Annotated in this window: 7 protein-coding genes; all 7 read left to right on the forward strand. The window is 42.2% G+C overall.

Going from position 1 to position 6,143, the window contains the following annotated elements; translation table 11 throughout:
* Window positions 1–46 precede the first annotated feature (46 nt).
* The gene (locus tag P343_RS30475) at window positions 47–250 is read left to right on the forward strand and encodes an SE1561 family protein (RefSeq protein ID WP_023510648.1); all 204 of its coding nucleotides are present in this window, start codon (window positions 47–49) and stop codon (window positions 248–250) included.
* Window positions 251–298: 48 nt separating this feature from the next.
* Complete coding sequence (gene pdaA / locus P343_RS30480; RefSeq protein ID WP_023510649.1) at window positions 299–1,078, forward strand: delta-lactam-biosynthetic de-N-acetylase; 780 nt, start codon at window positions 299–301, stop codon at window positions 1,076–1,078.
* A gap of 442 nt (window positions 1,079–1,520) precedes the next feature.
* A complete protein-coding gene (locus P343_RS30485; RefSeq protein WP_023510650.1) occupies window positions 1,521–2,063 on the forward strand; it encodes a helix-turn-helix domain-containing protein in 543 nt (180 codons plus the stop codon).
* Window positions 2,064–2,263: 200 nt separating this feature from the next.
* Window positions 2,264–3,364 (forward strand): ABC transporter ATP-binding protein, encoded by a 1,101-nt coding sequence (locus P343_RS30490; RefSeq protein ID WP_023510651.1) that lies wholly within the window; start codon window positions 2,264–2,266, stop codon window positions 3,362–3,364.
* Entirely contained in the window at window positions 3,357–4,160 is an 804-nt protein-coding gene (locus P343_RS30495; RefSeq protein ID WP_023510652.1) for an ABC transporter permease, read from the forward strand. The genes P343_RS30490 and P343_RS30495 overlap by 8 nt, the downstream gene beginning before the upstream one ends.
* Window positions 4,154–4,963, forward strand: coding sequence for an ABC transporter permease (locus P343_RS30500; protein WP_023510653.1), 810 nt, complete (start codon window positions 4,154–4,156; stop codon window positions 4,961–4,963). Before P343_RS30495 ends, P343_RS30500 begins: the two co-directional genes overlap by 7 nt.
* Window positions 4,960–6,033 carry an ABC transporter substrate-binding protein gene (locus tag P343_RS30505; RefSeq protein ID WP_023510654.1) on the forward strand — a complete coding sequence of 358 codons (1,074 nt, stop codon included), beginning with the start codon at window positions 4,960–4,962 and terminating at the stop codon, window positions 6,031–6,033. Before P343_RS30500 ends, P343_RS30505 begins: the two co-directional genes overlap by 4 nt.
* The last annotated feature ends 110 nt before the right edge of the window (window positions 6,034–6,143 follow it).

The raw sequence follows: 6,143 nt of genomic DNA on the forward strand, positions 1-6,143 counted from the left end.
CGTATATGCTAAAGTAGTTAAAGAAGCAACAGCGGAGGTGCTGGACATGGGAAGAGCGACGCAATCAAAATCAGATCAGGTCATCTATTTGAAAAATCGGTTCAAACTGCTGTCACAAGTAGTAAGCGCACTGGATGCGGAGACTGCTGATCGCGAGGATTTGGAAAATGTTTTAGCGATGATGGGTAATTTAGAAGTGAAGATCCGCCGTTTTCGCGATGATTGGAAGGACGGCCTGATTAAAAAATAAGACATAAAAACGAGAAAATCGGTCATTCTAAACTTGGAGGGTGATCGTGTGAAAAAACTTGTGCTTGTGCTGCTTGTCGCAGTTTGCGGACTGATCTTCCATCCTTTTTCGATCAATGCGAAAGATTGGTATTTCAAACCTGCGAAAAACAATCAACCTGCGACGACAGAGCCTGAATATGAGGAACTGCTGAAAAAATACGATGGCATTTACATTGGCGACACCTCAAAAAAAGAACTTTTTCTGACTTTCGATAATGGTTATGAGGCCGGCTATACAGCGGGAATCCTCGATACGTTGAAGAAAGAGAAGGTGCCTGCCGCATTTTTTGTTACCGGACACTATATTTCCGATCAGCCTGGCTTAGTAAAGCGGATGGTGAAAGAGGGCCATATCGTTGGCAACCACTCTTGGGGACACCCTGATTTGTCAAAAATCAGTGACGCGAAGTATAAAGAAGAACTGGCGAAATTGAAAGTACGCTATATGAAATTGACCGGTGATCGGCAAATGGCCTATTTGCGGCCGCCAAGAGGAACGTTCAGCGAGCGGTCACTTAAACTTGGACAGAGCGAGGGGTATATCGATGTCTTTTGGTCGGCGGCTTATAGAGATTGGGTACGTGACGATCAGCATGGTGCGGACTATGCCTATGAGCATATCATGAACCGGATTCACCCTGGAGCGATAATCCTGCTCCATACAGTTTCTCGTGATAATGCCCAGGCTTTACCGCGTGTAATTCACGATCTTAAAAAACAGGGATACCGTTTTCGAAGCCTTGATGATTTAATGGCAGAGAAGCACCTCCCTTCCTCGTTCCGGTAAATTAAGAAAAACCTCAATCCATGATGGATTAGAGGCTTTTTTCATGCAAAATAAGTCGAAAAAAGTTAAGAACATCATCCACAGATTTATCCACAGACTTGACAATCAAAAATAGGAATAAATCAGCTTTTTCACATATCTATGCACATAATCCACACAAAGCGACGTGTTTATCAACAAATTCATTCACAATTCGACATTTGATTTATAAAGGGTTTTTAAGAGTTATCCACTTATCCACAGAGTTATTGACATTCTCTTGTGAGTTGACCTCATAAATTCAGAAAAGTAAATTATAATCTTGTTCTTTTCGACAAAATTTTTCAGTTAATAGCGAAATATCATTGTTATTTTTTTCAAAACAGATATAATAAATTTGTTTTATTAAACCTTATGTATATTAATAGTAAACAAGTGGCTGTTAAGAAAGCGAGTGCTGTTATTGCTGATTGGCAGGAAAATAAAAAATTTGCGTCTAAAAAGTGGCCTGACTCAAGAGGAGCTTGCGGAACGGACAGACTTGACCAAAGGGTATATTTCGCAGATTGAACGTGATCTAAGCTCCCCATCTATTGAAACGTTTTTTGATCTTCTGGAGGTTTTGGGCTGCGATCCAAAGACATTTTTTGATGATCAAACCCTAGCTCAGAAAGTAGTTTATCAACAGTACGATCAGAACGAGTTTGCAGATGAGGAACTTGGTTATCAAGTGCATTGGCTAGTCCCTGAGTCAAACGAAAAAGAAATGGAGCCAATACGGCTGAAGTTGGAGAAAAAAGGTGCATTCAAGTCCTTTGAACCGTCCCCATCCGAAACCTTTGCTTATGTCCTTTCCGGAGCGATCACGGTTAGGCTGGGAAAAAAGCTCTATCATGCAAAAGCGGGTGACGCGGTGTACTACCATGCGTCGGAAGAGCATCAGCTGATTAATGAAGGCAATATTCCCGCGGAACTATTACTGGTTGCAACTGAATCCTATCTATAATTTATAAGCTATGTTAACACTCAATATTGATCTCTACTCTATTGATTGGAGTGGAGTTTGCAAGACTCCCATAGAAAGAGAGCATGGAGCAAAAATCAACAGGCAAGTTTAAAAAGTAGATTTATAAAATAACCGAAAAGAGAAAGGAAGTGGCATCCCGGCGCGCAGATCAATGGTGCCTGCTTTTGCCGGAATAAAGGATGGCGGAAAATACAATCATACATTTTAATCATGTCAGTAAGCAATTTGATGGGGAAACGATCTTGCGTGATATCAGCTTTGAGATTGAGCGCGGCAAATTCTATACTCTTCTTGGTCCGAGCGGATGCGGAAAAACAACGATTCTGCGCTTAATCGCCGGATTCTTGGAGCCGTCAGGCGGAACCATTGAGTTTGATGGACATTCTGTCAACAAGCTTCCCCCTAATAAACGTCAAGTAAATACTGTTTTCCAGGATTACGCCTTGTTTCCTCATCTGAATGTTTTTGAGAATGTGGCATTTGGATTAAGAATTAACAAGCTGCCAAATAAGGAAATCGCGACGAGAGTGAAAGAAGCACTGCATTTTGTCAATCTTGACGGTTACGAGAATCGAGAGATTGCTGATCTATCTGGTGGGCAGAAGCAGAGGGTCGCTATTGCGCGGGCCATTGTCAATCGGCCACAAGTGCTCTTGCTTGATGAGCCTTTGTCAGCTTTGGATTTAAAATTACGTACAGCCATGCAGTCTGAACTTCGTCAGCTGCAGCGCCGGCTTGGTATCACGTTTATTTTTGTTACACATGACCAGGAAGAAGCGCTGGCGATGTCTGATGAAATTTTCGTCCTGAATAAAGGGAAAATTGAGCAGAGCGGTTCACCACGTTCGATCTATGATGAACCGATCAATCGCTTTGTCGCCGATTTTATTGGCGAATCCAATATTATTCCCGGAAATATGGTACGTGACCGTGTTGTTTCGTTTGCAGGAAAGGTATTCGATTGTGTCGACCAGGGATTTGATGAAAACGAAGCAGTCGAAATCGTGATCCGCCCTGAGGATCTGGAACTGAAGCAACGTGGAGAGGGACTACTTCAGGTTCGAGTAGAGTCTCAGTTATTCCGCGGCGTTCATTACGAAATCATCGGCAAGGACAAAGATGGCAACGCGTGGATGATTCACTCGACAAAGAGCACGAAGCTCGGAGAGGAAATCGGCCTGTTTTTCGAACCTGAAGCAATTCATGTGATGCGTCATGGTGAATCGGAAGAAGACTTTGACCGGCGCCTGGAAAGCTACGAAGGTGTCTGCCATGTCTAAAAAGCTGAATAATACGTATCTAATTCCTTATCTTTTATGGATCGGTCTGTTTGTTGTTGCGCCGCTCGGCATGATCTTATACTATTCTTTTTTTGATATTGAGGGCCATTTTTCTATTGGTAATTATATAAGGTTTTTCACACCGATCTATTTAAAAATGGCAGCCAGTTCAATCAGCTATGCGTTTTTGATTACTTTTTTCACGCTATTGATCGCTTATCCGGCCGCTTATTTGTTGACGCGATTGAAAAATAGGCAGCTTTGGCTACTGCTGATCATCCTGCCGACATGGATTAATGTGTTGCTAAAGGCTTATGCTTTTATCGGACTGCTTGGTACATATGGATTGGCAAACACGTTGCTCGCATTAAGCGGCATCGGGCGGCAGCAAATTTTGTTCACAGGTTTCAGCTTTGTGTTTGTTTCGGTCTATTTGTTTATTCCGTTTATGATCCTGCCGATTTACAATAGTTTGGAAAAACTAAACACCAGTTATGTTGATGCTGCCTATGATTTGGGTGCTTCATCCTGGGCAACTTTTCGACGCGTAATCTTTCCGCTCACTTTAGAAGGTGTTAAATCTGGATGTCAGGCAGTATTTATACCTGCTCTGTCATTATTTATGTTGACGCGTCTGATTGCCGGAAACCGCGTGATTACTCTTGGAACCGCGATTGAAGAACACTTTCTGGTCACTCAGGACTGGGGTATGGGTGCGACAATCGCTGTCTTTCTGATTTTGGCCATGGTTCTTGTTATGGTATTGATGGGGAGGGGTTGGGTTAAACGATGGTGAAAAAAAGAACTTGGGCAACCATTTATCTCTTTATCGTTTTCATTGTGCTCTACCTACCTATCTTTTACTTAATGTTTTATTCCTTCAATAAAGCAGGAAACATGACGCATTTCACAGGGTTTACTCTGGATTGGTATCAGGAAGTCTTTTCAGATAAACGATTAATTGTGATTGTAATTGACACGATTGTCATCGCACTGCTTTCTTCGGTTATTTCAACAGCACTTGGTGTGTTTGGCGCACTTGCCATTTACCTTACGAAAAGCCGCCGCTCAAAAAATACACTGCTTTCTTTAAATAATGTGCTAATGGTCAGTCCTGATGTCATTATTGGTGCTTCGTTTCTCATTCTGTTTACACTGATTGGGATCAAGCTTGGCTTTTTCTCAGTACTGCTCGCGCACATTGCGTTTAGTGTGCCAATCGTCGTATTGATGGTTTTGCCAAAGCTTCAGGAGATGAGTCCAACATTAATCGATGCTGCGCGCGATTTAGGAGCAAAAAGATTGGATGTACTTATGAAGGTTGTCTTGCCCTTCATTACACCTGGCATTTTCGCCGGATTCTTCATGGCGCTCACCTATTCTCTTGATGACTTTGCTGTGACGTTCTTTGTAACCGGCAATGGCTTCTCTACCTTATCGGTTGAAATCTATTCTCGTGCCCGTCAAGGGATCTCGATGTCTGTCAATGCCCTCTCAACACTGATCTTTTTGCTGACACTCGCCATTGTGCTTATTTATTATTTTTTCAGCAGCGAAATGGGGAAGAAAAAGCGTCGTTCGGGAGGTGAGCATGCATGAAAAAGATAGCCATTTTGCTAACAGCAGTTCTTGTTATTGTGCTTGTATTGATGGTGATTTCGTCAAAACTGACCGGTTCGGTAACAAAAGCAGGTGCCAAGACTCTAACGATTTATAACTGGGGCGATTATATTGATCCGTCACTGATTGCTAAATTTCAAAAGAAGTATGGTTATCGTGTTGTATACCAAACCTTTGATTCAAATGAAGCGATGCTGACTAAAATTCAGCAAGGCGGTACATCATTTGATGTGATCGTTCCTTCTGATTATATGATCAGCAAGATGAGGGGCGAACATTTGCTGCTCCCGATTAATCAGAAGCAAGTGCCGAACCTTAAGTATATTGATTCCCGTTTTCTCAACCTATCTTTTGATCCGAAAAATCACTATTCAGTTCCATATTTTTGGGGGACTGTGGGCATTGTCTACAATCCGAAGATGCTGGGTGGAAGCAAGATCACAAGCTGGAATGATCTCTGGGACAAAAAATACAGAAATCAGATCCTGCTTGTTGACAGTGCCCGAGAAATCGTGGGCATGGGGTTGGATAGTTTACACTACTCTGTAAATGATACGAATGAAAAGCATCTGAATCAGGCATTGCAAAAATTAAAACAGCTGACACCAAATATCAAAGCGATTGTCGGTGATGAGAATAAGCTGCTGCTGCCAAGAAAGGAAGCAGCGATCGGTGTGCTCTGGTCAGGTGATGCAGTGGAAATCATGGATGAGAATCCGGAATTAACATATGTGATTCCGAAAGAGGGATCAAATGTCTGGTTCGACAATATGGCGATTCCTAAAGGAGCGGCAAATAAGAAAGGGGCCGAGCAATTCATCAATTTTATGCTTGATCCCAAAAACGCGGCCAAGAATGCTGAGTATGTTGGCTACGCGACACCAGACAAGGCAGCACTGCGCTACCTGCCGAAAGAAATAAAGAATGATAAACGTTTTTATCCGGATAAAAGTCTGACGGATCGTCTTGAAGTGTATGACAACTTCAGTAAAGCGGTCAACGCACGTTTTAATGAATTGTTTCTTGAATTTAAAATGAGTAACCAGTAGTACTTCGCAAAGGAGAGGAAAATAAACTGGTACCTATGTCAAGGACACTATAAAAAAAGAGATTAAGCTACTAGAAGATGATTCCTATATTGAATAGGGGTCATCTTTTT

Source organism: Sporolactobacillus laevolacticus DSM 442 (genome assembly GCF_000497245.1).
GTDB classification, from domain to species: Bacteria; Bacillota; Bacilli; order Bacillales; family Sporolactobacillaceae; genus Sporolactobacillus; species Sporolactobacillus laevolacticus.

Excerpts from the sequence above, each read along its gene's own strand:
- P343_RS30475 (WP_023510648.1), top strand. The coding sequence starts at position 47 with ATGGGAAGAGCGACGCAATCAAAATCAGATCAGGTCATCTATTTGAAA.
- P343_RS30490 (WP_023510651.1), top strand. The coding sequence starts at position 2,264 with ATGGCGGAAAATACAATCATACATTTTAATCATGTCAGTAAGCAATTT.
- P343_RS30495 (WP_023510652.1), top strand. The coding sequence starts at position 3,357 with ATGTCTAAAAAGCTGAATAATACGTATCTAATTCCTTATCTTTTATGG.
- P343_RS30500 (WP_023510653.1), top strand. The coding sequence starts at position 4,154 with ATGGTGAAAAAAAGAACTTGGGCAACCATTTATCTCTTTATCGTTTTC.
- P343_RS30505 (WP_023510654.1), top strand. The coding sequence starts at position 4,960 with ATGAAAAAGATAGCCATTTTGCTAACAGCAGTTCTTGTTATTGTGCTT.